Source organism: Nostoc sp. PCC 7524, from assembly GCF_000316645.1.
Classification (GTDB): Bacteria; Cyanobacteriota; Cyanobacteriia; order Cyanobacteriales; family Nostocaceae; genus Trichormus.
Window position 1 is genome coordinate 4,395,584 of sequence record NC_019684.1, and the last position, 24,325, is coordinate 4,419,908.

24 protein-coding genes, 2 tRNA genes and 2 pseudogenes are annotated in these 24,325 nt (G+C 41.8%); 11 read left to right on the plus strand and 17 right to left on the minus strand.

Features of this window, described 5'->3' with window-relative positions; translation table 11 throughout:
• Nucleotides 1-3 precede the first annotated feature (3 nt).
• From yidC to NOS7524_RS17510, 5 genes are all read right to left on the minus strand, one after another.
• Entirely contained in the window at nt 4-1,146 is a 1,143-nt protein-coding gene (yidC, locus tag NOS7524_RS17495; RefSeq protein WP_015139824.1) for a membrane protein insertase YidC, read from the minus strand.
• Between the two features lie 166 nt (nt 1,147-1,312).
• The gene (locus tag NOS7524_RS17500; RefSeq protein ID WP_015139825.1) at nt 1,313-1,696 is read right to left on the minus strand and encodes a PH domain-containing protein; all 384 of its coding nucleotides are present in this window, start codon (nt 1,694-1,696) and stop codon (nt 1,313-1,315) included.
• Entirely contained in the window at nt 1,683-2,105 is a 423-nt protein-coding gene (gene rnpA, locus NOS7524_RS17505) for a ribonuclease P protein component (RefSeq protein WP_015139826.1), read from the minus strand. The genes NOS7524_RS17500 and rnpA overlap by 14 nt, the downstream gene beginning before the upstream one ends.
• A 25-nt stretch (nt 2,106-2,130) precedes the next feature.
• Nucleotides 2,131-2,265 (minus strand): 50S ribosomal protein L34, encoded by a 135-nt coding sequence (gene rpmH, locus NOS7524_RS28810; protein WP_015139827.1) that lies wholly within the window; start codon nt 2,263-2,265, stop codon nt 2,131-2,133.
• Nucleotides 2,266-2,392: 127 nt separating this feature from the next.
• Entirely contained in the window at nt 2,393-2,905 is a 513-nt protein-coding gene (locus NOS7524_RS17510) for a DUF2808 domain-containing protein (RefSeq protein ID WP_015139828.1), read from the minus strand.
• 762 nt (nt 2,906-3,667) lie between these two features.
• Here NOS7524_RS17510 and NOS7524_RS17515 point away from each other — a divergent pair.
• From NOS7524_RS17515 to NOS7524_RS30170, 5 genes and pseudogenes are all read left to right on the plus strand, one after another.
• Nucleotides 3,668-4,825: a Re/Si-specific NAD(P)(+) transhydrogenase subunit alpha gene (locus NOS7524_RS17515; protein ID WP_015139829.1), complete on the plus strand. Its 1,158-nt coding sequence runs from the start codon at nt 3,668-3,670 to the stop codon at nt 4,823-4,825.
• Between the two features lie 106 nt (nt 4,826-4,931).
• Complete coding sequence (locus NOS7524_RS17520; protein ID WP_015139830.1) at nt 4,932-5,225, plus strand: NAD(P) transhydrogenase subunit alpha; 294 nt, start codon at nt 4,932-4,934, stop codon at nt 5,223-5,225.
• Nucleotides 5,222-6,628 carry an NAD(P)(+) transhydrogenase (Re/Si-specific) subunit beta gene (locus tag NOS7524_RS17525; RefSeq protein WP_015139831.1) on the plus strand — a complete coding sequence of 469 codons (1,407 nt, stop codon included), beginning with the start codon at nt 5,222-5,224 and terminating at the stop codon, nt 6,626-6,628. Before NOS7524_RS17520 ends, NOS7524_RS17525 begins: the two co-directional genes overlap by 4 nt.
• 326 nt (nt 6,629-6,954) lie before the next feature.
• Nucleotides 6,955-7,677: pseudogene (locus NOS7524_RS17530) on the plus strand (IS1 family transposase).
• Between the two features lie 247 nt (nt 7,678-7,924).
• A complete protein-coding gene (locus NOS7524_RS30170; protein WP_171815382.1) occupies nt 7,925-8,089 on the plus strand; it encodes a hypothetical protein in 165 nt (54 codons plus the stop codon).
• 273 nt (nt 8,090-8,362) lie between these two features.
• On the opposite strand, the gene NOS7524_RS17535 is transcribed toward NOS7524_RS30170, so the two are convergent.
• From NOS7524_RS17535 to NOS7524_RS17595, 12 genes are all read right to left on the minus strand, one after another.
• Nucleotides 8,363-8,434 (minus strand) — tRNA-Thr (locus NOS7524_RS17535).
• A gap of 59 nt (nt 8,435-8,493) precedes the next feature.
• Nucleotides 8,494-8,576 (minus strand) — tRNA-Tyr (locus tag NOS7524_RS17540).
• A 242-nt stretch (nt 8,577-8,818) separates the two neighbouring features.
• Nucleotides 8,819-10,636, minus strand: a complete 1,818-nt coding sequence (locus tag NOS7524_RS17545; RefSeq protein WP_015139832.1) for an ABC transporter ATP-binding protein — start codon at nt 10,634-10,636, stop codon at nt 8,819-8,821.
• Between the two features lie 109 nt (nt 10,637-10,745).
• Nucleotides 10,746-11,564 carry a DUF6816 family protein gene (locus tag NOS7524_RS17550; protein WP_015139833.1) on the minus strand — a complete coding sequence of 273 codons (819 nt, stop codon included), beginning with the start codon at nt 11,562-11,564 and terminating at the stop codon, nt 10,746-10,748.
• A gap of 112 nt (nt 11,565-11,676) precedes the next feature.
• Nucleotides 11,677-12,081 carry a ChuX/HutX family heme-like substrate-binding protein gene (locus NOS7524_RS17555; protein ID WP_015139834.1) on the minus strand — a complete coding sequence of 135 codons (405 nt, stop codon included), beginning with the start codon at nt 12,079-12,081 and terminating at the stop codon, nt 11,677-11,679.
• A gap of 39 nt (nt 12,082-12,120) precedes the next feature.
• Nucleotides 12,121-13,080: a PhoH family protein gene (locus NOS7524_RS17560; protein WP_015139835.1), complete on the minus strand. Its 960-nt coding sequence runs from the start codon at nt 13,078-13,080 to the stop codon at nt 12,121-12,123.
• Between the two features lie 339 nt (nt 13,081-13,419).
• On the minus strand, nt 13,420-13,596 hold the full coding sequence (rpsU, locus tag NOS7524_RS17565; RefSeq protein WP_015139836.1) for a 30S ribosomal protein S21: 177 nt from the start codon (nt 13,594-13,596) through the stop codon (nt 13,420-13,422).
• A 187-nt stretch (nt 13,597-13,783) separates the two neighbouring features.
• Nucleotides 13,784-14,209 (minus strand): KH domain-containing protein, encoded by a 426-nt coding sequence (locus tag NOS7524_RS17570; protein WP_041555374.1) that lies wholly within the window; start codon nt 14,207-14,209, stop codon nt 13,784-13,786.
• On the minus strand, nt 14,172-14,432 hold the full coding sequence (gene rpsP, locus NOS7524_RS17575) for a 30S ribosomal protein S16 (protein WP_041555828.1): 261 nt from the start codon (nt 14,430-14,432) through the stop codon (nt 14,172-14,174). The genes NOS7524_RS17570 and rpsP overlap by 38 nt, the downstream gene beginning before the upstream one ends.
• Before the next feature lie 371 nt (nt 14,433-14,803).
• A complete protein-coding gene (gene ffh / locus NOS7524_RS17585; RefSeq protein WP_015139839.1) occupies nt 14,804-16,273 on the minus strand; it encodes a signal recognition particle protein in 1,470 nt (489 codons plus the stop codon).
• Between the two features lie 182 nt (nt 16,274-16,455).
• Nucleotides 16,456-17,841, minus strand: a complete 1,386-nt coding sequence (locus NOS7524_RS17590) for an aminopeptidase P family protein (RefSeq protein WP_015139840.1) — start codon at nt 17,839-17,841, stop codon at nt 16,456-16,458.
• A gap of 21 nt (nt 17,842-17,862) precedes the next feature.
• The gene (locus tag NOS7524_RS17595) at nt 17,863-18,114 is read right to left on the minus strand and encodes a hypothetical protein (protein ID WP_015139841.1); all 252 of its coding nucleotides are present in this window, start codon (nt 18,112-18,114) and stop codon (nt 17,863-17,865) included.
• 145 nt (nt 18,115-18,259) lie between these two features.
• On the opposite strand from NOS7524_RS17595, the gene NOS7524_RS17600 reads away from it, so the two are divergent.
• The 6 genes and pseudogenes from NOS7524_RS17600 (at nt 18,260) to NOS7524_RS17625 (ending at nt 24,256) form a co-directional block, all read left to right on the plus strand.
• Complete coding sequence (locus NOS7524_RS17600) at nt 18,260-19,060, plus strand: PhzF family phenazine biosynthesis protein (RefSeq protein ID WP_015139842.1); 801 nt, start codon at nt 18,260-18,262, stop codon at nt 19,058-19,060.
• 112 nt (nt 19,061-19,172) lie between these two features.
• Nucleotides 19,173-19,487: pseudogene (locus NOS7524_RS17605) on the plus strand (DUF4332 domain-containing protein); the annotation flags it as partial.
• Nucleotides 19,488-19,646: 159 nt separating this feature from the next.
• Nucleotides 19,647-19,898: a hypothetical protein gene (locus NOS7524_RS17610; RefSeq protein WP_015139844.1), complete on the plus strand. Its 252-nt coding sequence runs from the start codon at nt 19,647-19,649 to the stop codon at nt 19,896-19,898.
• Between the two features lie 325 nt (nt 19,899-20,223).
• Entirely contained in the window at nt 20,224-21,396 is a 1,173-nt protein-coding gene (locus NOS7524_RS17615; RefSeq protein ID WP_015139845.1) for a phosphotransferase, read from the plus strand.
• A 128-nt stretch (nt 21,397-21,524) separates the two neighbouring features.
• Nucleotides 21,525-22,628: a T3SS effector HopA1 family protein gene (locus NOS7524_RS17620; RefSeq protein ID WP_015139846.1), complete on the plus strand. Its 1,104-nt coding sequence runs from the start codon at nt 21,525-21,527 to the stop codon at nt 22,626-22,628.
• 392 nt (nt 22,629-23,020) lie between these two features.
• Nucleotides 23,021-24,256, plus strand: coding sequence for an IS110 family transposase (locus NOS7524_RS17625; protein WP_015136751.1), 1,236 nt, complete (start codon nt 23,021-23,023; stop codon nt 24,254-24,256).
• Nucleotides 24,257-24,325: the final 69 nt, after the last annotated feature.

The window sequence follows — 24,325 nt, forward strand, 5'->3', positions numbered from 1 at the left end:
CTATTAACCTGTGGTCTTTTTCTTGGAACTTTTTGGCTCGAAAGGTAATGTTTTTTGTTCTGCCACTACTTGTTTTTCCTGAGTTTCTACAATTTTTTGTAGTTCTTCTGGTAAAGGTTCACGGGAGAGGATATAAGTTTGCAAGGTTTGAAAAACATTCCCAATCACCATATACATCAACACCCCGGCTGGCAAGGGAAAGAACAAGAACATCCCAGAAAAGATGACAGGGGTGATTTTGTTGACTGTATCTTGTTGTGGGTTGCCGCCACTGGAGTTCTGCCCGGAAAGAATTTGGCTGACATAAAGGCTGATCCCAAAAAAGACAATCATGGCGACAATATCCCAGTGGACTGTACCATCTGGGTCTACTGCTCCCACTCTGCCCAAGGCATCAATAAACAGGAATCCTTTATCTGCTGCCAAGCCAGGGATTGTACCCTGAATTGTGACATCGCCTGGCTGTAAGGCTTCTATATTGCCTTCTGCATCAATTTTGATCCTATCTTCCCCTTTAGTAATTTTCCATTCAGGGGTGAGCTTAGTTTCTGGATGTTCTGCCAGTAGAACTGGGAAAGGCTTACCTTCCAGGGTTTGATATTCAATCTTGGTTTGTTCCCCGACTGCCAATTTGCTACCACCAGGGAGAATTGCAGTGACTTTGAGATGTTCCCCATCAGCAATGTAAACATTCTGAGGAGGAGTAGCGAAGGCTTGGGGTTGAATTCGTTCGATTTGTTCGGCGGGGAAGATTTGGAGGTTAACGGAATAGTTAACTCCAGCAAACGGCGAACCCCGCAAGGTGGCAAACAGTGCCAACAGCACTGGCATTTGCAGCAGGAGGGGCAAACATCCCGCCAAGGGGTTGCCGAATTCCTTCTGCACGTTCATCATCTCTTCCTGCTGCTTTTGCGGGTCGTCCTTATAACGTTCTTTAACTTCTGCCATCCGCTTTTGCATCAGAGGTTGCACAATTCGCATCCGCCGCATATTGCGAATTGAACCAGCACTCAGGGGGTAGAGCGCGAAGCGGATTATCAATGTCAAGGCAACGATCGCCAATCCATAGCTAGGCACAATACCATAGAACAAGTCTATGATTGGCAGCATGACGTTGTTTGAGAGAAACCCGATACCAAAATCCATTATTCTGAATTCAACCTGAGTTACTGTAAACTGAACTGAATCTAATTTATCTAAAAAAGGGGGAGTAGGGAGTAGGGAGTGGTGTTACTACTTTGTTAACGGGAATATTGCCAATTTTTTTGTATATGAGCAAATGCAATAGTCCCTATTCCCTATTCCCTATTCCCTACTTAGCTGTATATTGCGGATTTCTAGCAGCAACTTTTTCATTGATGTAGTCATAAACTTGGCGGAAATTCGGCACTGCTCGCATTTCCAAACGACTACCATTTCTGAGAGTAACTACCATATCTCCCCAAATACCTAGACCACGAGGAACTTTGACAATTTTGACAATTTCTGAGTAAATTACGTCAGTGCGATCGCGTCCCATCCAACCACCCATTACAGATATTCTGCGATCGGTAATGCGGTAACGCAACCACAAAGCTCTGACTACTGCACCAACTGTCAGTGGTATACCTACAACAGTGAAGCCAATCAGGATATTTAAAATCAAATCCCCAATGTGGGGGCCGCCTTCATAATAAATTTCTTCACGAATGCCCATTTAATACCTCAGCTTGTGCCAACAACTGCTCTAATTCTTGCAGAAATTGTTGGCTTACGCACTTAGATTCTGCTGCTGTTGGTTTGACGATCACTACCAATCTCCATCCTGGAGTGATTTTTGGTAATAATTTATGCAATGCTGCTGCAATTTGGCGTTTAATGCGGTTACGCACCACTGCCTTTTTGCTGACTTTGGTGCTAATGGAAATAGCAATTTTCGTGCTAGTGAGATTTTGCAGGTTAATCGCTGGTGGGATTTTAGGGGCAGTGTCCCCAGAAGATGCTTTGGAAGGTGACGGTCTTAAAGCTCTCAATGTGAAATGGGAGCTATAACGCCGAGTTCCTTCCCGGAAAACTGCCTGAAAATCTTGGCGGGACTTTAATCGATGTGCTTTGGGCAATGCCACAGCTGTTCTTTTCGCTTAAAATACCCTAGACACTCAGACGATGCCGTCCTTTCTTCCTTCTTGCTCTAATAACGTTTCTACCGTCTGGTGTCCGCATTCTGGCACGAAAGCCAGAGGTTCTTTTTCTCTTGCGGTTAGTTCCACCCAAAGTTCTCTGCATACTGTTCTCCTTTTAGGCGATTTTTTATAAAAAGTCACAATCTAAAAATATATCATTGTTAGTAGTCAATAGTCCAGAGTCAACACTAGAGCAAGGTAGCAGGTTAGAAGAACTATTGACTATTGACTTAACTAATAGTCAAAATCCAAGACCCAATGTAACGCAGTAATGGGACTTCTCCTGGAGAGAGAACTTGGCAGTTGAAATAATACGTGCCACCAAAGGCTGGATTTCTCACATTAGAGAAAACTAGCTCTACTCCGGTAGCTGCTGGTACTGGTTCTTCGGGGAAAATTTCAATTAAACCGCTTTCTTGATTCCATTTGACTTCAGATAGGGGTACTTTCTTACCTTTAACTCTGACTTCAATCTGTTGAGGGTCAAAACTGCCTTTGTAGTAGTTAGGATAGGTGACAGCAAATTGGGCAACTGCCAATTTCATCTTGTCAGCAGGAATACGTAGTGTATATCTATCTATACCCCTAGCCTGCCCACCAAAATCAAACCGGAAGGGCAGTTGGTGTTCCCTTTTAACGCCACTAAATAATACTAATCCCTGACCGCCCTGTGCCAATACCATAGCTGGTACCCCAGTGAGTACACAACCAGTTAAAGCTAAAACGGAAAGTAAACGCCGCATGATTTTGACTCCTCCACCAAAAAAACAGGTCTGTGATTTGAGCTTCTGTAACTAAACTTTACTATTGTCGTGCTGACATAGAGACGTGATGTAGCAACAAAAAGTGCCTTATATGGGATTAGTGGTTAGTAATTTTTACTCATGTTGCAGACAGACTTACGCTCCACTACGCTCATAGCAGTTAATTTCTCTTATTTCCTCAATTCTCTTGCCTATAGCCCCCAAACCTAATTTTCTATAAACACTGTTGATATTTGATTATGTTGCTAAATATGTATAAGTGTATCGTAATTTAGGCTTTTTGTTATAAAAATTGAGCGATGTAGTTAGCGATCGCCTGTTAAGTTGAGATAGATTGAAAAAATAGGCTAGTATCTCATCAATAATCAATTAAACAATTATTGGAAAAATCTCAAGCAGAACAATTGAAGAATTCGTTGAAGATTGCAAGATGTAATAAAAATATAAACAAAAATTTTAGATCCCTAAAAAAAACTAAAGACATAGATAGAAAATAGGGTATTAAAATTAAGATTTCCCATAAGTAAAGTAATTAACACCTATCAGTAAAAGCAAGACTTGTAGGAATCAAAGTGCAGCTTTGTCAGTCGTAAAGCCCGAATAAACGGAAAAATTCAAGGTTCTATCTAAAAGAAAAAGCCATAACTCATACTTGAATGCAGTAGCTATGAGTTCATTACATAGCTAATTGGAACAGTGGCGCATTGTGCAGAGATTAGGTATTTATCTCCAGGAGATTTCATGAAAATAGCAGTTGCTAAAGAAATTGAAGTTTGTGAACGGCGTGTAGCACTAAATCCTGACACCGTAGCGAAATTAGTCAAACAAGGTTTGGAAGTTTGGGTAGAAGCAGGTGCAGGAGAAAGAGCATTTTTTAGTGATGCTGCCTATGAAGCAGTAGGCGCTCAAATTATTCACAATTCTGACCAATTATGGGGCGAAACAGATATTTTATTGAAAGTTAGCCCACCGCAAGAACGAGAAGATGGACGTGTAGAAATTGACTTACTACGGGAGGGGGCAGTTTTAATCAGTTTCCTCAATCCTTTAGGAAACCCTGTGGTAGCGCAGCAACTAGCTAACCGTCGAGTAACAGCTTTGAGTATGGAGTTGATCCCCCGTACTACTAGGGCGCAAAGCATGGATGCTTTGTCTTCTCAAGCTTCCTTGGCGGGTTATAAATCAGTCTTAATTGCCGCAGCTGCATTACCGAAATATTTCCCCATGCTGACAACGGCTGCTGGCACAATTGCCCCAGCAAAAGTATTTATTATGGGGGCTGGTGTAGCAGGATTGCAAGCGATCGCCACAGCTAGACGTTTGGGTGCAGTAGTAGAAGCCTTTGATATTCGTCCGCCTGTCAAAGAAGAAGTGCAAAGCTTAGGCGCGAAATTCGTGGAAGTGCAGCTAGAAGAAGAAACAACCGCCGCCGGTGGTTACGCCAAAGAAATCTCCGAAGCTAGCAAACAACGTACCCAAGAAGTTCTTGCCGAACACGTCAAGAACTCAGATGTAGTGATTACAACTGCTCAAGTCCCCGGTAGAAAAGCACCACTGCTAGTTACAACCGAAATGGTGGCACAGATGAAACCTGGCTCAGTAATTGTAGATTTAGCCGCAGAACAAGGTGGTAACTGTGCTTGCACTGATCCCGGTAAAGATATCGTTTGGAATGGTGTGACAATTATTGGGCCGATTAATCTCCCTTCATCCATGCCAGTTCACGCCAGCCAACTGTATTCCAAGAACTTGACATCTTTATTGCAACTGCTAATCAAAGATAAAGCTTTGAACATAGACTTTGCTGACGACATCATCGATGCAGCCTGCATTACCCACGTCGGTGAAATTCGTAATCAGCGCGTCAAAGATGCGCTACAAGATGCAGTGCTGAGGTAATGGGGATGAGGAACTGGGGATTGGGTGAAGAAGTTAGATTGAGTATTTTTCCTTGTTTCTCCTACTCCCCTACTTCCTCTAGCCCCTCAATAATAAGGAGTTTTAAATGACAGAAGCATTAATTGCAGCTTTGTTTGTATTTGTGTTGGCATCTTTCACAGGCTTTGAAGTCATCAACAAAGTACCCCCCACTCTCCACACCCCCCTAATGTCTGGTTCAAACGCCATTTCGGGTATCGCTGTAATTGGGGCAATAGTAGCAGCCGGTGAGAGAAACACGAACCTATCTGTAATTCTTGGTTTAATTGCCGTGGTTCTCGCAACAGTTAACGTTGTTGGTGGGTTTTTAGTGACTGACAGAATGTTACAAATGTTCAAGAAAAAGGAGATTAAAGCGTGAGCGACTTTATACCAACTGGGATTCAGCTGACGTATTTAGTCGCTGCGTCTTTATTTATCTTGGGTTTGAAAAAACTGGGTTCTCCTGCTACTGCACGCAACGGTAATGTGATTGCGGCTGTGGGGATGTTGCTGGCTATTGTCGCCACAATGCTAGACCAGCACGTATTAAACTATGAGATGATTTTGTTAGGTTTAGCAATTGGTTCAGCCATTGGTGCGATCGCCGCCTACAAAGTTCAGATGACAGAAATGCCCCAAATGGTGGGCTTACTCAACGGTTTAGGTGGTGCGGCTTCGGCATTAGTCGCTGTTGCCGAGTTCTGGCGATTGTTGGATGCTGGCGCACCTGTACCCCTAGATGTCAACATTTCTATGTTGTTGGATGTGTTAATTGGTGGTGTCACCTTCACAGGTAGTTTTCTCGCCTTCGCCAAATTGCAAGGATTAATTAGCGGTTCGCCAATTACATTTCCGTTACAGCAACCATTTAACCTTTTGCTGTTGGGTGCTTATATAGCAGGTAGTGCCTACTTAATTATCACACCCGATACCTTACCTGTATTCTTGGCAGTAGTTGCAGTATCCCTAGTTTTGGGTGTGATGTTCGTCATCCCTATTGGCGGTGGTGATATGCCAGTAGTAATTTCGCTGCTGAACTCCTTATCAGGTATCGCGGCGGCGGCGGCGGGTTTTGTGGTGATGAACAATATGTTAATTATTGCCGGCGCATTAGTGGGGGCTTCCGGCTTAATCCTCACCGAGATTATGTGTAAAGCCATGAACCGTTCCCTTTTCAGCGTGCTGTTCAGTGCGTTTGGTTCAGGGGGAAGTACTGCTGTTGGTGGCGCGACTGCTGGTGCAAGTGATCAAAGTGTCCACAGCATCGATCCTGAAGAAGGGGCGATGATGTTAGGTTATGCGCGTTCTGTAGTAATTGTCCCTGGTTATGGGATGGCAGTAGCCCAAGCACAACATAGTGTAAGAGAATTGGCAGATCAATTAGAACGCATGGGCGTTGATGTCAAGTATGCCATTCATCCCGTCGCAGGTAGAATGCCGGGACACATGAATGTATTGTTAGCAGAGGCGAATGTGCCGTACACCCAGTTGTATGACATGGAAGATATCAATCCGCAGTTTGAACAAGCAGATGTAGCTTTAGTAATTGGGGCAAATGATGTAGTGAATCCGGCGGCACGTAGTGATACCAATAGCCCAATTTACGGTATGCCGATTCTGGAGGTAGATAGGGCGAAGCACACCATCGTAATTAAGCGTGGGATGAGTGCAGGTTTTGCTGGTGTAGATAATGAATTGTTCTACAAAGATAAAACCACAATGCTTTTTGGTAGTGCTAAAGATATGGTGTCGAAGTTAGTTTCTGAAGTAAAGCAGCTTTAGGTAACTAAGAATAATTTATAATAGTTTGCTTGCCTTGGGGTTGTGATGCTTCTGAGGCAAGTTTTTGTACATTAAATCGATAGAAAAAGTTAAAAGACTTGGTTATGGCTTTCGTAACTTTAATAATTTGGTAGTGGTAAATATGTAGTGAAACCTGATAATTTCTAACTCAAATTACTCATTTTTTGCTATGGGAATTTTGAATTATATTTAACTTGCTGATTGAATTGTCTCTCAAGGATAAGATTGCTAAATATATCGTTAAGCCAGAAAATGTTAAAAGTAATCAAGTACAAGTATTTTGAAATTAGAATATTGCAGCCTCGATGTCAACCAAAACACCTAATTGCCCCAGTTGCGGTTCTCAACACACTGTCAAAAACGGTAGGATTCATAATCAAAAACCAAAGTATCAGTGTCAAAACTGTAAAAGACAGTTTATATAAAATCCCACTAATAAATTTATTACTAAAGATACTATAGAACTAATTGATAGACTTTTGCTTGAGAAGATACCTCTGGCAGGTATTGCTCGTGCTGTTCTTGTTTCAAAAACTTGGTTACAAAAATACGTTAATAACAAATATGCTCAGATTCCTCAAGAAATAAAGGTTTCAGAGAAACCTAAAGGGAAGTTGACTATCGAATGTGATGAGGCTTGGTCATTCGTAACTAGTAAAAATAATAAGCAATGGATTTGGTTATCCTTAGACAAAAATACTAGAGAAATAGTCGGCATTTACATTGGTGATCGCAGCGAAGATGGAGCTAGGGAATTATGGAATTCTCTACCACCAGTTTATCGTCAATGCGCTGTTTGTTATACAGATTTTTGGGCTGCTTATGCACAAGTTATTCCTCACAAACGTCATTAGGCAGTAGGGAAAGAAAGTGGCAAGACTAGCCATATTGAATGTTTTAATAATACAATGCGCCAAAGAATGTCTCGTTTGGTTAGAAAGACTTTATCCTTCTCTAAAAAGCTAGAAAACCATATTGGTGCTATTTGGTATTTTATTCATCATTATAACTCTTGCTGTTGCGCCTAAATTTATTATCACTACATATTTACCACTACCTATGATTCTTATTTTTATTCTGATGATTTTATTAGAATAGGACTAACTAAGTAGGATATTTATCAAGTTAGAGATGCACCTTAGATATAATAAAAATAATGCTAATGCTGTCTATAATATTCTATATATTATTATCTATACTGAAACTGTACTATTCTTTGAAGTTGATAGTAATTACTTGAATTAGTATTATCTGTGCTGAATAATTTTTATCTTAATGCCACTAAATCAGAAAACTTTAGCTGAAAAGAAGGTTAGAAATACTTCTAAACTGACTCATCAAAAGTGCATACGATCGCCTGACTTAAAACCGCCAATCCTAACAATCACACAATCAGAATTAATGGCAATCTTAACCCCAATGCACGCGATCGCCTTCTAATGAGACTGAAGGTTGCATTACATTACACCTGAAACTAAAAATAGATGGATTGTTGGCGAATATAGCGAGGCTTCTTAATCTGGAAATCTTTAGAAGCTACTTAATAAAACATAAGTGCATTTCTATAATTAAACTTTATAAATAAATTCATATTAAATAAGAAATACTGTTATGCAACTTCTATGCAACTACAGTTATATAAAGCGATACTGGTAGAGTACACACCAGTTTATGCAACTAGCTAGAACTGCTGATATACAAGGATTTTTGCAAAGCCCGTGACGAGGATTGAACTCGTGACCTCACCCTTACCAAGGGTGTGCTCTACCACTGAGCCACACGGGCGAAATTTTGACAAATTCTAGATTTTGAATTTAAGTAAATCCAAAATCTAAAATTGAAGGTGGGCCGGGCTGGATTTGAACCAGCGTAGGCGTAAACCAACGGATTTACAGTCCGTCTCCATTAACCACTCGGACACCGACCCCTATGTCCCACGATTTACAATATTAGCAGCAGATTTTAGAAAGTGCAAGGTTAGTTAGAAAAATTTTTAGTAAGTTCGTAGTAAGGACTTTAGTCCTGAATGGTTCTCAGCACTCAAATGCTTACCCTTTGGTTCGTTAGTCGCACCCTGCGGGAAGGCTAACGCCAATATGGGGGAAACCCCCTTCTCTACGTTCGCGTAGCGTGTCGTAGAGAAGAAAGTGCTAACTCACTACAAACCTCCTAATCTAGAAGTTCTCCGGTTTCTTGCAGAGAGTGCAAGCGGCGGTAAATACCTTCATGACGCAAGAGTTCATCATGGCTACCGACTTCTACAATCTTTCCTTGGTCTAAAACCACAATCTTATCTGCTTCCCGTACTGTACTCAGGCGGTGAGCAATGACAACTGTGGTACAAGTCCCTTGAATTGATCGCATGGCTAGTTGAATGGAACGCTCAGATTCGTAATCTAAACTAGAGGTGGCTTCGTCAAAAATTAGGACATCGGGTTGTACTAGCAAGGCTCTAGCAATCCCCAAACGCTGTCTTTGTCCACCAGATAATCTGACACCACGTTCCCCCACAACGGTGTAATAGCCTTGGGGTAGCTGTTTGACTACTTCGTCAACCCTCGCAATTCTACAGGCTTCTTGAACTTCCTCAAAAGTAGCTTCTGGTCTACCGTAGGTGAGGTTATCCAAAACAGTACCGTTGAAAACGTCTACTTCTTGGTGAACGATCGCCAGTCTGCGTCTATACTTACCTACATTCAAGGTGCGAATATCTTGACCATCAATCAGAATCTGTCCGTCTTGGGGTTCAAAATAGCGCAATAGTAGTTTCACGAGTGTAGACTTACCAGATCCAGAACGTCCGACTAAAGCGACGGTTTGGTATGGCTCAATCAACAAGTTGATATCTTGCAGCACTTTCCGGCTAGCATCATAACCAAAGCTGACATGAGAAAATTCCAGTTTACCTGTGAATTTATAGGGTGATGCTGTCTCTTCTTCCTCTACAATCCCAACTGATTCATTACCAATTGGTTCCTGCAAAAATTCATGAAACCGCAGCATAGAAGAATAGCGACGAGCAAACACTTCAGCTAGTGTGCTAATTGGTTCTAGCTCGGAATATGCCATGCTAGAAAGAGTTAAGGTCATGACAAAATGACCGAGAGAAATTTGACCGTTGACTGTTGCAGCTAAAGTTAAACCCAGGATAGCAAACACGCAAAACTGAATCACAGCTTTTTGCCAAGTAATCAGATTCACATATCCTTTATGGATACGATAATCGACTACTTTTAGTTCTCTATCCAAGCGTTGTGTTTGCCTTTTTAATTCTTTGGCTTCGGTAGCAAAAGCTTTGACAGTTTTGATATTGGTGATTAGTTCGGAAGTCCGGCTTTCGGTGTCTTCCATGTATTTATCTAAACGCTCTTCATGCCAAATTATGCGCTGTAATTTCTTCAAGCTAAAGCCGAGAATGACTACAAAGGAAATCAAATATAACAGCGCAATTCGCCATTCAATCAACAAGATAACTACAAAAATTCCCAATACCCGAAACAGTTTTGGAACTAACTGTCCAGCGATTTCAGGATATGTCCAAGTGTGGTTAGAAAGTCCTCTGGCGACTCTACCAGCGATACGTCCAGGGTTATTGACATCATAAAATTCTAGGGGGAGAGTGAGGATTTTGGCGATCGCTGTTTGGGTTTTATCTCGACGCGCTCTTAAAGCTATATCCCAGTGAAACCAGGCGGTTAACCAAGGCTGTGTAGGCGCTCTCACTACGGTGACAAGAAAAATTAAACCCAGCAATACACTTAAAGTTAGAGGTTTATTGACTGGGTAATTGGTAACGTTGGCAATAATTGCGATCGCTTGTGTTAATGGTTGATCCAACGGTTGACCAGACAGAACGTTCAAAATCTGCCCAATCGCATAAGGAACCACCAAATCCACAATTTCATAAATACTAGACGCTGTAATACTGAAAATACTCAGCTTCCAGTCAGCACGAAAATAATTAATTAGGTCTTGAAATTTAGCCATGATGCACACTGCCCAAGAGTGCGAGTGTTAGCTGGGAGTTATCATACTACACATATATTACAATTATGGTCAATAGTTAAATGATAAATCACCCATTTGGGTGAATTGATCATTTTGCGGGGAAAAATTCCAGACGATAGCGATAAAGGGCTACTGGTCGAGAACCTGCGGTAAAGTAATCTGGATCTTGGGGTGAAAGATAAACAGCAGTAACTTGATCTGCCTCAATTGCTGGATTCGATGTAGGAAGTTGATGATAAGCTGTGGTAGATTCAACCGAGTTTAAATAAGGTCTAGAACCACCTTTAAATAATTGTTGAAATACTTCTGCTGTGATGAATCTACCATCTGCGGTTGTTTCTGTAGCGCGTGCGGTGATGATAGAAACTAATTGGCGTTCTCCGCGTAAAAAGGTAATCTGGCGATTAGGCGAATCTGGATCTACTTTGACTGACAATACAGCTTCGTCACCTAAATAAGCTCTAGCTAGATTTAAGCTATTAAATTCTCTATCTGCTACTAAAAATTTTGCTGGTTTTTCTATTTTAGGAATGAATTTTAAATTAGAAATAGGTGTATCTAGTTGCGCTTTCACAAAGCGAACTAAAAAACTTATAGGCTGATTGAGTTGTTGGCGATTACCTTCAAATCCAGGCGTAATAATATCTGGTGCTAGAGGTGCTGCTAAATCTACTAAGGTGCTTTTCACTTGCCAATTCCCAGCCATCCATTCAGGATAGACTAAATCCCCTTTAGCTGGCTGTACGGAAGTTAATTTTTCCCATTGGGGAAAGTTATCTAAACGCTCAGATAATTCACCTGCGATCGCTAAAGGTGGGGCGTAGCCCATCGCTTGTTCACTCCATCCCAATAGGAGAAAAATAATTAAACAAATACTAGAAATTACCCTGATAGTAAACTTAGTCATTAGTCATTAGCAATTAGTTCTCTCTTTCTTCCTCATCTTCCCTCACTCCCCACTCTCTACTCACTACTCCCTATGTTTCTTGAAAGGGCTAAAGCCCTCACTACAAACATTTCTAAATCTCTACTGGTATGGGTTGCCAAACTTCGCCATATTTTTCTTTTAATGCTTGCCAAGCTTCTACCTGTCCTGGCTCATATTCTCCGGGTTTACCCCACTGTAAAAATGCACTCAAAGCAGGCTCTTGATTCTCATCTAAAAACCGAATGGCATAAGTCGGAAAATTACCTCTTTTGGCTTCACCTGTTTCAAATTTTACTTGTGTAATTTTATCCATATTCAAGTGAAATTCAAAGCCTTCAGTGTGCATATTGGCATATCTACCTTTGGGCAATACTGCATAAAATAGTTTTTCAATTCTACCCCTTGCTTCTAATACAGCAGCACTGCTAGTTACAATTAATCGTAGAGTTCCCAAAGTTTCACAAGCTTCTAAAAAATCTTTTAAATTAGTACTCATACCCGCTATCCTTTTTAATTATTGACTAATGACTAATAACTAATGACCACTTTCATGCTTATCGTAAGCACTGACAATTCTCTGCACTAGGGGATGACGGACAACATCTTTTTGATTAAATTCACAAAAAGCTATGCCTTCAACGTGCTTTAAAATTTGCAAAGCTACTGTTAAACCTGATTGTTGATTCATGGGTAAATCAGTTTGTGTGATGTCGCCTGTAATCACCATGCGAGAACGGAAACCCAAACGTGTTAATACCATTTTCATTTGGGCTGGTGTGGTATTTTGTGCTTCATCTACAATCACAAAAGCATGGTTTAAAGTCCGTCCTCGCATATAAGCAAGTGGTGCGACTTCAATAATGCCCCTTTCTATCAAGTTATTGACTTTTTCTTGGTCAATGAATTCATAAATTGCATCGTAAAGTGGGCGGAGATAGGGATTAATTTTTTGCTGCAAATCTCCAGGTAAAAATCCTAATCTTTCACCAGCTTCTACTGCCGGACGTGTCAAAATCAGCTTTTCTACTTGGTTAGCAAGGAGTGCTTGCACAGCGATAACTACGGCAAGGTATGTTTTACCAGTTCCAGCCGGGCCAATGCAGAAGGTAAGATCATGCTTACCGATAGCTTCGATGTACTGGCGTTGTCTAAAGGTTTTGGCGCGGACTTCTTCACCTCTACGAGTTCTGGCTAAAATATCTCGCTGTAGTTCTCGGAGTTCGTCTTCTTGATGAGTATCTAAAGCTTGACGGGCTGTTAATATATCAGCACTGGAGATATTATTGCCTTGAATCCAAATATTTTCTAGCGATCGCACTAATTTCGCAGCCAAGTTTTTTTGATTGTCTGTCCCGGAAATATGTAATTCTTGCCCACGCAGTACCAAGCTAGCGCCTGTTTGCCGAGATAGGATTTTGAGATTTTCTTCTCTATCACCTGCTAGAGCGATCGCACTGGGAATGTTAGGCAGCTGAATGATTAAGGCATCTGCCATAAGTATTTGTTAATTTGTTACGAGCAATTTTTACAAAAGGTCGAGTATTTGATTTTTCCTAACTCATTTTGTTCAGGTTTGTTTTTATACTATTTTATAATAAAAAATGTTATTAATACGAAGCGCGGTAAAGCTTTTATTGATTTTTATTGTCGAAAACTATGAATAATTGTTTAACTATAAAATCTCAGATTATATTTCAATATTTACTTTTGAAATTATAAAGTAGAGATGCAATGGCATCTCTACTTTGGTTAAGGTTTGAGCTAAAAATACTACAAACCCTACATTGACTCACTCAGAAGGTTAAGCACATTCATCAAAGACTTAGCTTTGATGTTAGTAGCGTCCTACTTTCCGTGCTGATTCTGCCTTACGTTTACGGCGCAAACTGGGTTTTTCGTATCTTTCCCGACGTTTGACTTCCGATAAAATTCCGGCCTTTTGAATCTTCTTTTTAAAACGTCTTAATGCCGAGTCAATAGACTCATTTTCACCCAAACGGACTTCAGCCACTCCCTGGTTTCACCTCCTGGCAGAGATTATCAGAGTTATGTACAACCATCACTAAATGTATATAGTGGGTAAATTTTGTAGGTAGCTCCAAAAAGATTTCACAATCTTTCTACTGCTTCCCGCATGAATCTGAAGTTTCTGAGCAGAGGTGACTACAACCGCTCAGACTTCTTATTTTATTTTTAACCTAGCGGGAGCGGGGTTTAACAACAGGTCTAGATGAGTTGGTGCGCCGTTCTCGCATTTTGGGGGTAGGCGATCGCTCTGGTTGATCTTCATCAAAAGACATCCCGTCTCGGCCGGCATTGGTACTACCGTAGATATCCAGGTAAACCGATTCTCCAGCTAGTTGTGCCGCAGCAGCCATAACTGTCCGAATCGCCTGAATATTACGTCCTCCTCGTCCAAAAACTTTCCCTTTATCTGTACTTTCAAAGGCGATGCGAACCCAAACCCGTTTCAGGGTTTGAGAAATTTCACAATCGACGCTTAAAGATTCTGGAAATTCTAAAAACGGCTGCATGAGAAACTTCACTAGCCCAACATAGTTAGGGCTAGCTGTTGGTAATTTTGTACTAAGATGCGGTTGTGGCACTGACCTGTTCAAAGACATTGGCTTTTTGTAGGATGCGACGTACTGTGTCAGTAGGTTGAGCGCCTTGCTGTAGTCGCTTGACGATGCCGGGAACATCCAATCGCACTTCATCGGTTCTGGGGTTGTAGAATCCCAGTTCTTCTAAGGGACGACCATCGCGGCGAGAAAGGCTGTTCATAGCGACAATGCGGTAGCTCGCTTCCCGCTTTTTACCGTATCGCTTCAAGCGCAGTTTGATCATGATTGAAGAAACATTCTCCTGTTTGTAGGTAATTTCAGGAAGTACCTGTCTTGGTTCATCCTGTACTGAAATGCTAATTTTAGCACTTGCTCTGGGTTTACCGCTATGGTTACTAGGGGCAAATTGGGGATTGGGCATGGGGGAGACAAGGGACTTCCAACTAAAAAAATATCCAATCGCTTTGGTGAGCAGGGGGAGCAGAGGGAGCAGGGGAAGCAGGGGGAGAAAGAATCTTCTCATCTTCTTTGCTATCAACATTGGATAATTTATTTTCTGGAAGTCCCCAAGGGAGATAAGGGAGACAAGGAAGCAGAAGGGGAAATCCAATCCTCAGTCCCCAGTCCCCAGTCCCCAGTCCCCAGTCCCCAACCTCAAAGATTCCCAAACCCTTTTTTCTTTTTATCTTTGGGTTTTTTCTTCTTCGTGCCAGCACCGCTATTGTAGCCGCGCCAGCCTGGGGGTGTGGGACGGTTGCCCATGCCTGCATAGGCATTGCCGCCACCACCGCCAAACATTCCTGGCATTCCTGGCATTCCTGGGAAGCGACCTTGACCCATTTGCTGCATGAGCGATCGCATTTTTTGGAAATCAGCCACGAGTTTATTCACGTCTGCTTCTTTGTAGCCAGAACCATTAGCAATCCGCCGCCGTCGGTTAGGGGAGCTAGCCAGTAAATCTGGATCACGACGTTCTTGGGCAGTCATGGAGTTAATCATGGACTCACAGCGTTTCAACTGTGTTTCGCCTTGCTTGAGTTGATCATCGGAAAGCTTACCCATCCCTGGAATCATTTTGAGGATGCCCCCTAATGACCCCATGTTCTTCAACAGGCGCAGTTGCTTGAGAAAGTCGGTAAAGTCAAATTTCGCTGACAGGATTTTCTCCTGCATTTGTTCAGCGTCTGCTAAGTCAATTTCTTCTTGGGCTTTTTCTACCAAAGTCAGAACGTCACCCATGCCCAAAATCCGTGAGGCCATGCGGTCTGGGTAGAAGGGTTGTAGGGCTTCGACTTTTTCACCCACACCAACAAATTTAATCGGTGCGCCTGAAATCTGCCGTACTGACAGGGCGGCACCACCACGGCTGTCACCATCTAACTTAGTGAGAATTGCCCCGGTAATACCGATTTGCTCATGGAAGGTACGAGTCAAATTTGCGGCTTCTTGACCCGTCATTGCATCGACGACTAACAGAGTTTCGTCAGGTTGGACTGTGGCTTTGATCCGGGCTAATTCCGCCATCATGTCTTCGTCAATTTGCAGACGACCAGCAGTATCAATGATGACTGTGTTTACTCCTTCAGCTTTGGCACGTTCCACACCTTGGCGGGCAATTTCTACGGGATCTGCATCGCTTCCCAGTTCAAAAACTGGTACATCAATTTGCTTACCTAGGGTGATTAACTGATCAATAGCTGCTGGACGATATACGTCTGTTGCTACCAACAAGCAACTACGCTCTAATTTCCGTAGATGTAAGGCTAACTTGGCGGTGGCTGTGGTTTTACCAGTACCTTGTAAGCCTGCCATCAAGACGATTGTCGGCTTTTGTTCAGTTTCTGTTAGGGGAACATTCTCTTCCCCCATCACCTGCACCAGCTCATCGTAAACAATTTTGATGAACTGTTGGTCAGGTCGTACACCTTTAATTACTTCGGCTCCCTGGGCCTTGGCTTCAACTTCGCTAATAAAATCTTTGACTACCTGGAGGTTGACATCTGCTTCCAACAGGGCGCGGCGCACTTCCCGCAAAGCATCTTGAATGTTACTGTCAGTAATTTTATCTTGCCCGCGCAGTGTCTTCCAGGCGGATTCTAAACGGTCAGCTAATGCGTCAAACATATCTTAGTTACAGTTATTGAGCCAATGGGGATGTCCGAATCAGCGATAATTGTGATTCAGAAATTTTATATTTAATGTGCTATTTACCAGCTTAGTAGTTTTTCCCACGACTTGGAATGGGGAATGGGGAATGGGGACTGGGGATTGGGGATTGGGGATTGGGTAGAAGAACTAATGACTATCTAGCCTTGCGTTACTAAATCTTCTATAGCACTGGCTTGATTTTGTAATGCGGCTGTTAAGACTTCACTACCTACATCAGTCACTAAAACATCATCTTCTATGCGGATGCCTCGGACATCGGCAAATTTAGATAGACTTTCCCAGTTGACTATATTCTGATATTTGGCACGATTATTGGCATCATTTAAAATTGCTGGTACTTGATAGAATCCTGGTTCAATGGTGACTAACATTCCTGATTGTAGGGGACGATTTAAACGGAGGTAGCCTAAGCCGAAGCGATCGCTTCTTTTCCTTCCTTCTTCATACCCCGCTAAATCCCCCAAGTCTTCCATATCATGCACATCTAAACCCAGTAAATGCCCGATACCGTGGGGAAAAAACAGCGCATGAGCATCAATTTCGACTAAATCCTCTGGATTACCCTGTAAAATGCCTAAATCTACTAAACCTTCTGCTATGACTTTCGCTGCCAACAGATGAATATCCCGATACTCTACACCAGGGCTAATTTTGGCAATACAAGCATCATGAGCCGCTAGCACAATATCATAAATATCCCGTTGCGTAGAAGAAAACTTACCAGAAATAGGCCAAGTCCGGGTAATATCAGCAGCCCAACCCATTGGCGTTTCTGCACCGACATCAGCTAGTAGTAAATTACCTGATTGTAGAGGGTGGTGATATTCCTCGTTGTGCAGAACCTCACCGTGAACTGTGACAATGCTGTTGTAGGAGGTAGTCATATTATGGGCGATGATTACCCCTTCCATGGCGGCGCGGACTTCTGCTTCTAGTTTGGCTTTGGGTGTGGCGGCCATGCCAACTTTGTGCGCCTCAACACTAATAGCAGCAGCCTTGCGTAACTCAATTAATGCCTCTGCATCGTGGGTAAGGCGTAAAGTAGCGATCGCCTTTGCCAACTCTAGATCTATTCCTTCCAGATCATAGGGTGAAGATATTGGTCTTTGTAAGATTTGTGACTGTACCAGGGTAGTCCGATAATTCTGTACGGGAATTGATGCTGCACCTGTCCCTCGATGTTTTAATTCCGACATGGTTCGGGCTGTATCAGCGCCAATTTTCTCCGCTATTTCCTCACGTTTGGGCATTTCTCCATGCCACAGGGCGCTACTAGGTTCGGGGTTGTCCATGAACAGTTCTAGTTTGCCTGCTTCTAGGCAAATTGCGGCATTAGGTAAAGGCAATCCAGCAAAGTAGAGGAAATGACTACTAGCCCGAAATGGATAGGGATTGGCAGGAAAGTTACGCGGACTGCTATGTCCTGACCAGAGAATAACAGGAAAATCAATCAATTGGGCTAGTCGTTGCCGTCGATGCCGTAGTGTATCAGCTAGGGAAATAGATGTGTTGTGAATAAGCATAAATTTACTGTTAAACAACCTCTAGCTTTTATTCTGTTGCTCAGTATCTTGTTCTTCATCACCCTCATCTTCTCCATCTTCCTCATCTTCCTCATCTTTATCTGCCGGGTTAGGTGATGGTTCAGAATCTATGGTGGGTTGTTCTATTTGAGGCGGGGAGGACTGTTGGTTCAAATTACAACTAACTAAACCCAGGGAAATTAAACCTATGTTGATAGCTATAAAAATACTTTTAATGATTGTGAGCCACACATTACTATTGGTATTTAACATCGACTCAAACCTCTAAAGATAGTTTGCCACATCATACTATCGATAGATTAAGACAACTGGTCATTGTGGTTGCATAACTTTTCAACCTATCTTTGATAAATAAACAAAACTTTGAATTTGCCGGAATCATTACCGGCGTTACTCTATGGGACAAATAATTACTCAGGTTGATGCCTTTACCGATAAACCCTTTGCCGGAAATCCTGCCGCAGTTTGTGTTTTGCCTACTCCTCAATCTGATGAGTGGATGCAGAATGTAGCACAAGAGATGAACTTATCAGAGACAGCTTTTTTAGTGAAGCAGGATGATGGTTTTAATCTACGCTGGTTTACGCCGACGACAGAAGTACCGCTTTGTGGTCATGCAACTTTAGCTAGCGCCCATGTGTTGTGGTCTGAGGGGCATTTATCGGCAGGTGAAACCGCACAGTTTCACACTAAGAGCGGGTTACTCATTGCTAAACAACAAGGTGAGTGGATTGAGTTAGATTTCCCGGTGACACACTCACAAGTTACTGTTGCGCCCCCAGAACTCAGCGAGGCGTTAGGAATCCCCTTAAAATCAGTGTTGCAGAATTATTTAGGTTATTTGGTAGAAGTAGAATCTGAAGATTTAGTCCGGCAAATGCAGCCGAATTTTCAACAACTAAAAACATTGCCGATGGCGGATGTGATCGTCACTAGCACCACGCACCCTGATTCCAAATATGATTTCGTTTCACGTTTCTTTGCCCCTGGGTTGGGGATTAATGAAGATCCGGTGACTGGCGCTGCTCATTGCTGCTTGGCTGCCTACTGGCGCGATCGCCTGGGCAAAGATGAATTCTTAGCTTATCAAGCATCAAGCCGTGGTGGAGTGGTAAAAGTGAGTTATTCAGGAGGCGATCGCGTCTTGCTCGCAGGTCAGGCTGTTACAGTTTTACGGGGAGAGTTAATTAGGCAATAGGCAATAGGCAATAGGCAATAGTAATTCTCCCTTGCTCTTTTACAGATTCAGTCCCCTGATGAATGATGAAAGAGCCAAAATATAAAAAGTAACTTATGTTTATTTATTAACAATGTCTGCTAAAAAACCGGTTATGCAAAACCGCAATTCTATCCCGTCTTGTGACTGGCCGATTGAGCAATTACCGGGATTGAGTCAAGAAGAACAGTCCCAACTGCAAAACTATGGCATTAAAACCACAGGTGGGTTAGTGAAACAAGGGAAAACTCCGCAAGATAGGCTGATTTTGGCTAATAAATTACAGGTTCACCTTCAGTATGTAAATAAGTGGATAGCCTTGGCGGATTTGGCGCGTGTTCCTAGTGTGGGAACACAGTATTGTGGGTTACTACTACACGCAGGGATTGGTTCAGTTGCACAGTTAGCTTAGCTATTTCCTTCAGTGATGCTGGTTATTAATCTAAGTTTTTTCTAATTGAATCTTGAGCTAAAAAGCTCTATTGCATTAGTGGCATAAGCGATTAAGCAATATAAAGTTTAATCGCCTATATATTATTAAAAACAACTTTTGTTTGAGAAATCAATTATGGCATCCATTAATCTGACCGAATTACAAGCCACTGGTTCTGATTTGTTCCAAGATTCCGAAAGTTTTTTGCAGGAAATGACAAGTCTGGAAGACTCAATTTATGGTGGTTATGATGGGGGTTATTCTCGCTCTACAGATAATATTGTAGCGTTTACTGTCAAAGCATTTGAGTTTGGCATCATCACTTTTGGTATTGATGCCATTGTGCATCTATCTAAATCATTCAGTGACTATAATTCCCAAGCTTAACTTTTAATTAATTATTGGGTTGGGTGAAGCAATTTATAAGGGAACACCAGAAAATAAATTATCCTAAATTGATGGGTTAGTAGGATGTGTCAGGACGATAAAATATAACTCTACCAAGAAATTATTCATGCTGACGCATCCTATATTTTGGATATTTTCTATTTGGATATTTTTTATCTGTAAGTCCCTAACTGTTTCTAGCACCTATAAACGTAGTTCTTAAATTCTGCTGTTAGAAAATATTGTTTTTGCATATAGAAGATATATCTATCCTATTGTAATTTTCTAAAGTAAAAATTATTAATGTTCTATCTGATCTAAAACTATGCCACCATTTATCCTAAGTTCTCAGAATGTGTTTGAGTACCTAATTTCTCTGAATTTGTGTACTCCTGATGAGCAGTCATTAAGCAAAATTGAGCTAAAACCTGCTAAGAATTTTAATTTATTAGTTACGTTCCCTGAAGATAGAAAATTACTGGTTAAGCAAGAACGTCATAACCCCGAAGGCAAAACGGCTGGTGAGTTTTTGCTGGAATGGCGGATTCATGATTTTGTACGCATATTTCCAGAACTAAGTCACATCCGCCCCCAGCTATCAGAAGCAGTACATTTTAATTGGGAAAATTCGATTATTATTTTCAACTATCTTGATAACTATCGAGATTTAATGGATTTTTACATCAAAGAGAATTTAAGTTCATTTCCCATTAAAGTTGCAAGAGCCGTTGGGACTACCTTGGCATCGATTCATCATGTTTCGATTAACCGTGAAGAGTATCGAGAATTTTTTGAAGTTCCTACTAATAATACATCTAATCACAAATCTCTTAATATAAATCGCGGATTAGATAGACTCACTCCAGAAATTTTTGGGAAAGTTCCGGCTGATGGCATCAAATTTTTTGCATTATATCAACGTTACGATAGCTTAGGTCAGGCGATCGCAGAATTAATCAGTGCCTTTACTCCATGTTGTCTTGCTCATAATGACCTGAAGTTAAATAATATTCTTCTCTCCCTCGATTGGGAAACAGCAGAGGATGACAACATTATCCGCTTAATTGATTGGGAGAGAGGTAACTGGGGAGATCCCGCTAATGATTTGGGAACAATCATCGCCAGTTATCTACAAATCTGGCTATACAGTATGGTGACTGGTAAAACAATTGCCATTGAAGAATCTTTACGTCTAGCAGCCACCCCCTTGTATGTTCTTCAGCCTTCTATTAGAGAGTTAGTAACTGCTTATTTAAGTAATTTTCCACAGATTTTAGAACATCGTCCTGATTTCTTACAACGAACAATGCAATTTTGTGGTTTAGCTCTCATTACCGGCATTCAAGCACGACTTCAGTACGAAAAAGCCTTTGGAAATGTAGGTATTTGTATGCTGCAAGTCGCCAAAAGTTTGTTGTGTCGTCCAGAAGCATCTATCGCCACGATTTTTGGTGTCGAAGCCGCAGAACTTTTACCTAGCAATTTATCTCCTGTATAGAAAAGGGGAGTGGGGAATGGGAAAAAACCCCTCATCTCCCACCCTACAGAAAGCAAGCTACATCTCTCTCATCCCCCCCATCCCCCGCATCCCCCTCATCTCTCCCTATCATTCACAGGCTAATCTCTATGCAACTATTAGATTCGCTGTCTGTTCAATTATCAGGTCTTTCAGAGTCATTGCAAGTATCACTGCAAGACATCATTCATAAGATTGAGATTCAGTCCCAGTATTGTATCAAGCATCCAGACTACAAACCTTTAGAATTACCAGAGTCTTCAGTCTCTCGGTTTCAAAAATTATCTTCAGATTTACAAGATAAGTATTTAAGTCAGCAACTGCGTAGTTTTCTCTACGGTATCTATTACAATGGCTCTTTAAAAAGTGTTTTGGCATCTGATGCAGAGATATCTAATTTAGCTGTCAACCAAAATTTAGAGAATAATACCTTTTTGGGTGTAGACATAGCTTTTTACGATCGCCTGCATGAAAATAACAGAGGTAAAGGCTACTGGAGCTATGGTTGGCGGGTAGTGAAAGAAGAAATAGATGGTGCTTTAGCAGTGTTTCGAGATGGTTTGACATTATATGTAGAACGTGATGCGCTGCAACTACCTGCTAGCTTAGGTGACTTGATTGCGATCAAAATGCCAAAAAATCTAGTGCAGAACGGATTTTATATGGCAGTTGCTGATGCAGGTGCATCGAAACAACATCAAACACAAGAGCAAACTCTGGTGCGTGTTTACTTCAACCTCACTCCAGATGGTGCGGTTGCAGTTATGGATAGTTTGACTACACAACTCAATGCTCTCTCTATTGCTTTTAGCTTTAAGGCTTTATACAATCCTTCCGATTATGGGCGCTACGATTCAGCAGTGCTGTATTTTGACAAAAATGACTATGAACAGGCGCTTCCTGTCTTACAAACGATTTATACAGAGCATCAATCGCATTTTGAAGAACAAGTTCCCCTATTTACTAAGCCTATCGCACCAGGGTTGGCGATCGCAGAAGAACCAAAGCATAGATTTGCGGAAACTGAGAGTTTTGGCACACACCGTTGTCAAATTGTCGCCAATGGTTTATTAGAAGCTTGGCAGCAGGGTAATGACACCCCAGATGGTAGGATGGCATCCATTCTCAAACATTTCGCTTCACTCAACATTGAGTTACAGCGTCCTTACCTCAATCCCAATTCTCAAGATATTTATCTTCCATTAAAAGGATAGTTTGCGTAGACTAAAAAGTCTTAGGGTGTGTTACGCTGTCGCGTCAACACGCCTTTTATTAGTTATTAATCATTAATTTAAAGCAGTAATTAATACCAATTTAATTGAAGAAGGCAGGAGGCAGGAGGCAGAGGGCAGTCCCAATGAAAAAATTTCATCACCATGAATGAAAATGTGGTAACTTCCAAGATAAGGCTGATACAAGCGAGGTTGTTTCCTTATTAGAGCATCAGAGCCTGAAGGGCAGTCTAACCTGGATATCGAGAGGAATTACCAATTGTCGCCACTGAGCAATTTTTTGGTTTTAGTGAGCACGCAAGTCAGAATCTACTATTTAGATATCCACGTATTAGCCCCCTATCAATTTTGAAAGTTGTAGTAGCTCAAGAGATATGCAGGTAGTCTACAATCGTTGTGCAGGACTAGATGTACACAAAAAGACGGTGGTAGCTTGTGTAATTACCCCGAAGTCTTCGTCCGGATGGCACAAGGAAATACGCACATTCACTACAATGACTCAGGACTTGTTAAAACTTTCTGACTGGTTAACAAGTCACAATTGTACTCATGTAGCAATGGAGAGTACTGGAGAGTACTGGCGACCTGTATTTAATATCCTAGAAGGAAACTTTGAAGTTATGTTAGTTAATGCCCGTCATATAAAAGCGGTGCCAGGACGCAAAACAGACATCAAAGATTCGCAGTGGATTGCCGAACTACTACAACATGGGTTGTTACGTGCGAGTTTTATTCCCCCTGTGGAGCAAAGAGATTTGCGCGATTTAACTCGTCATCGTAGCAATTTTATTCGCGAAAGAGTTAACTTAGTGAATCGAGTCCAAAAAGTGCTGGAAGCTGCTAATATCAAACTTGCCTCAGTTGCCAGTGACGTAATGGGTGTGTCAGGACGAGCAATGCTAGCTGCGATTGTTGAAGGTAGCGCTAGTCCTGAACTGATGGCGGACTTGGCAAAAGGAACCATGCGAAAAAAGCACGATTTACTGATTCAAGCACTTGAGGGTAGAGTTCGTCCTCATCAACGATTCATTCTTGCACAGCTACTGTGTCAAATTGATAGCATAGACGAAACAATTAAATGTTTTGACCAACAAATTGAGGAATATTGCCGCCCTTTCGACCAAGCGGTTGAGTTAGTTGACACCATACCTGGTGTTGCTCGTCGAACTGCTGAGATCATTGTCTCGGAAATTGGCACGGATATGAGTCGCTTCCCAAGTGCCGAACATTTGGCTGCTTGGGCTGGGGTTGCCCCTGGAAACTATGAAAGTGGCGGTAAGAAGCTTTGTGACGGCACTCGCAAAGGTAATCGAGTTTTACGAACTATTTTGGTTCAAGCTGCCCATGCTTTGGCTCGAACTAAAACTTACCTTGCTGCACAGTTTCGTCGTCTGTCGGCACGACGCGGAAAAAAACGCGCTGCGGTTGCTGTTGCACATTCTATTTTAACGATCGCTTACCATCTCATATCACGTCAAGAACCTTATAAAGATTTAGGAGCTGATTATTTCGACAAACATCGACATGTAAGTGTCAAGAAACGTTTGATTAAACGCCTAGAAAAACTTGGTTATCAAGTTAGTGTTGAACCTGTTCCGGTCGCAATTTAAACCTGTAATCAATATTTTGTTTCGGCTGTGTCGCCATTCAACGACAATAGCCACATACTTTCTTTAGTT

Bases quoted from the DNA above. Each gene is read 5' to 3' on its own strand.
- NOS7524_RS17615 (WP_015139845.1), top strand. From the start codon at position 20,224: ATGCCACCATTTATCCTAAGTTCTCAGAATGTGTTTGAGTACCTAATT.
- yidC (WP_015139824.1), bottom strand. From the start codon at position 1,146: ATGGATTTTGGTATCGGGTTTCTCTCAAACAACGTCATGCTGCCAATC.
- NOS7524_RS17600 (WP_015139842.1), top strand. From the start codon at position 18,260: ATGGGACAAATAATTACTCAGGTTGATGCCTTTACCGATAAACCCTTT.
- NOS7524_RS17625 (WP_015136751.1), top strand. From the start codon at position 23,021: ATGCAGGTAGTCTACAATCGTTGTGCAGGACTAGATGTACACAAAAAG.
- NOS7524_RS17510 (WP_015139828.1), bottom strand. From the start codon at position 2,905: ATGCGGCGTTTACTTTCCGTTTTAGCTTTAACTGGTTGTGTACTCACT.
- NOS7524_RS17590 (WP_015139840.1), bottom strand. From the start codon at position 17,841: ATGCTTATTCACAACACATCTATTTCCCTAGCTGATACACTACGGCAT.
- NOS7524_RS17595 (WP_015139841.1), bottom strand. From the start codon at position 18,114: ATGTTAAATACCAATAGTAATGTGTGGCTCACAATCATTAAAAGTATT.
- NOS7524_RS17560 (WP_015139835.1), bottom strand. From the start codon at position 13,080: ATGGCAGATGCCTTAATCATTCAGCTGCCTAACATTCCCAGTGCGATC.
- NOS7524_RS30170 (WP_171815382.1), top strand. From the start codon at position 7,925: ATGCCACTAAATCAGAAAACTTTAGCTGAAAAGAAGGTTAGAAATACT.
- NOS7524_RS17545 (WP_015139832.1), bottom strand. From the start codon at position 10,636: ATGGCTAAATTTCAAGACCTAATTAATTATTTTCGTGCTGACTGGAAG.
- NOS7524_RS17500 (WP_015139825.1), bottom strand. From the start codon at position 1,696: ATGGGCATTCGTGAAGAAATTTATTATGAAGGCGGCCCCCACATTGGG.
- NOS7524_RS17520 (WP_015139830.1), top strand. From the start codon at position 4,932: ATGACAGAAGCATTAATTGCAGCTTTGTTTGTATTTGTGTTGGCATCT.
- rpmH (WP_015139827.1), bottom strand. From the start codon at position 2,265: ATGCAGAGAACTTTGGGTGGAACTAACCGCAAGAGAAAAAGAACCTCT.
- NOS7524_RS17515 (WP_015139829.1), top strand. From the start codon at position 3,668: ATGAAAATAGCAGTTGCTAAAGAAATTGAAGTTTGTGAACGGCGTGTA.
- NOS7524_RS17570 (WP_041555374.1), bottom strand. From the start codon at position 14,209: ATGTCTTTGAACAGGTCAGTGCCACAACCGCATCTTAGTACAAAATTA.
- ffh (WP_015139839.1), bottom strand. From the start codon at position 16,273: ATGTTTGACGCATTAGCTGACCGTTTAGAATCCGCCTGGAAGACACTG.
- rpsP (WP_041555828.1), bottom strand. From the start codon at position 14,432: ATGATCAAACTGCGCTTGAAGCGATACGGTAAAAAGCGGGAAGCGAGC.
- NOS7524_RS17620 (WP_015139846.1), top strand. From the start codon at position 21,525: ATGCAACTATTAGATTCGCTGTCTGTTCAATTATCAGGTCTTTCAGAG.
- NOS7524_RS17555 (WP_015139834.1), bottom strand. From the start codon at position 12,081: ATGAGTACTAATTTAAAAGATTTTTTAGAAGCTTGTGAAACTTTGGGA.
- NOS7524_RS17610 (WP_015139844.1), top strand. From the start codon at position 19,647: ATGGCATCCATTAATCTGACCGAATTACAAGCCACTGGTTCTGATTTG.
- NOS7524_RS17550 (WP_015139833.1), bottom strand. From the start codon at position 11,564: ATGACTAAGTTTACTATCAGGGTAATTTCTAGTATTTGTTTAATTATT.